At 68.9% G+C, this 2,411-nt stretch carries 2 protein-coding genes; one reads left to right on the top strand and one right to left on the bottom strand.

Features of this window, described 5'->3' with window-relative positions; all coding sequences use genetic code 11:
• On the top strand, positions 1-1,576 hold a 1,576-nt coding region (locus DBR34_RS11820; protein ID WP_258223848.1), incomplete at its 5' end, for a TonB-dependent siderophore receptor.
• A 265-nt stretch (positions 1,577-1,841) separates the two neighbouring features.
• Here the strand turns inward: DBR34_RS11820 and DBR34_RS11825 are convergent.
• On the bottom strand, positions 1,842-2,411 hold a 570-nt coding region (locus DBR34_RS11825; RefSeq protein WP_258223849.1), incomplete at its 5' end, for an ATP-binding cassette domain-containing protein.

Here is a 2,411-nt window from a genome sequence, read left to right on the forward strand (position 1 = left end):
CCACCTGGTCCGCCTGGTCGGGCTGTACCGCGACGGCGACACCCAGATCAACCATACGGAACAGAAGCGCTGGTTCCTCGCGCCCAGCTACAGCTGGCAGATCGCCGAGCGCACCCGCCTGACCCTGCTGGGCATGTACCAGAAGGACGACGGCGGCTCCACCTACCAGTTCCTGCCGGCCGCCGGCACGCTCAACCCCACCCGCTACGGCTACATGAAGAACAGCACCTTCATCGGCGAACCGGGCTGGAACACCTTCGACCGCACACTGTGGACGGCCGGCTGGCTGTTCGAACACGCGTTCAACGACCACCTCACCCTGACCCAGAGCGCACGCCGCACGCATGTGGATTCGCTGTACCGCGGCGTGGTCACCTTCGGCGCGCTCAACGCCGATGGCCGCACCCAGAACCGCCGCGGTGTGATGGGCACCGGCGACTCGGACGGCGACACCTTCGACACCCGCCTGCAGGCCCGCTTCGCCACCGGCGCGGTCGACCACACCGTGCTGCTGGGCTGGGACTGGCAGCGGGCCGACTGGGAAGGCGTGCGCAGCGCGATGAGCAGCCCGCGTCCGATCGACATCTTCAACCCGGTGTACTCGAACTACGTGCCCACGCTCAGCACCGAAACGCCCACCGCCGGCGTCAACCGCCAGAGCGGCGTGTACCTGCAGGACCAGCTGGCGCTGGGCAACTGGCGCCTGACGCTGGGCGGCCGCTACGACTGGACCAAGGACGACAGCAGCAGCGCCAACCGCAACATCAGCACCGGCATTTCCACACCCGGTGGGCGCAACGTGATCAAGAGCGAGGCGTTCACCGGCCGCGCCGGCGTGCTGTATGCGTTCGAGAACGGCCTGACCCCGTATGTGAGCTACGCCGAATCGTTCCAGCCCTCGACCAAGTCGCCGCTGGACAGCTTCACCCAGGCCGCCTTCGAGCCGGTCACCGGGTCGCAGTGGGAGGCCGGCCTGAAGTACCAGCCGGCCGGCGTGGATGGGCTGGTGACGCTGGCGGTGTATGACCTGCGCCAGCAGAACATGATCGTCGACGATCCGGTGGCCAGCCACCGCAACTGCGGCGCCACCGGCACCGCCACCTGCTCGATCCAGGGCGACGAAGGGCGCGTGCGCGGGATCGAACTGGAAGGCCGGATCACCCCGTTCGAGGGCTTCAGCCTGATCGGCGCGGCGTCGCGGATGGACGCGGAGATGACCCGTTCGGCACCCTACAAGGGCAAGGCGCTCGCGATGGTGCCCGACTACAGCGCCTCGTTCTGGGCCGACTACACCTTCCAGGGCGGCGCACTGCAGGGCCTGAGCCTGGCGGCCGGCGCGCGCTACAACGGGGTGAGCTATGGCGACAGTGCAAACCTGTACCGGATTCCGTCGTACACGCTGTTCGACGCCGCGATCCGCTACGACGTAGGCCAGATCGGCAGCACCACGGTGCGCCTGGCACTCAACGCCAGCAACCTGGCCGACAAGCGCTTCGTGTCCACCTGCACCGGGGTCTCGTCGTGCTACTACGGCAGCGGCCGCACGGTGACCGCGACCGCGACGCTGGGGTGGTAACGGGACGATGAAGCGCGGCGGGCAAAATCGCACCCGCGGTAGAGCCGACCGTTGGTCGGCTGCGGGGCATTGAACCCCCGGTAGAGCCGACCGTTGGTCGGCTGCTCTTGATGCGGGATTGCGTGGAGCCGGCCAGCGGCCGGCACTACCGTTGCGCGACCTTCGTGCCGACCATCGGTCGGCACCCACGCGTCATTGGATCTCGTGCCGACCAACGGTCGGCATCCACGCGTCATTGGCTTTCGTGCCGACCAACGGTCGGCACCTACGCGTCGGCCACCACCACCAGCGGCACGCCGCGCTGCGGGTGCTGCAGCACGATCACCGGTTGCTGGTACACGCGGCCCAGATGGGCTTCGGTGAGCACTTCCGCGGGCGTGCCATCGGCGGCCACCCGGCCCTGCTCCAGCAGCACGATGCGGTCGGCGTAGCCCGCCGCAAGATTCAGGTCGTGCAGCACCACGATCACGCAGGCGCCGGCATCGGCCAGCGCGCGCACGCTGCGCAAGGTGCGCTCCTGGTGGCGCAGGTCCAGCGCCGCGGTCGGCTCATCCAGCAGCAGCAAGGGGGTCTGCTGGGCCAGCACCCGGGCAAACGTGGTGCGCGCCGATTCACCCCCGGACAGCTGCTGCACCTCGCGCAGGCGCAGCGTTTGCAGTTCCGCCGCGGCAATGGCCGCTTCCACCTGCGCATCGTCGGCAGCCGGATCCGGCGGATGTGGCAACCGCCCCATCGCCACCACTTCCTCCACGCTGAAGGCGAACCGCACCCCGTGCTCCTGCGGCATCACCGCGCGCTCGCGCGCCAACGGCCCAGCCTTGTAATCGGCCAGTGG

Origin of the sequence: Stenotrophomonas sp. HMWF003 (assembly GCF_003061285.1) — a bacterium.
In the GTDB taxonomy this organism is placed as follows: domain Bacteria; phylum Pseudomonadota; class Gammaproteobacteria; order Xanthomonadales; family Xanthomonadaceae; genus Stenotrophomonas; species Stenotrophomonas maltophilia_AP.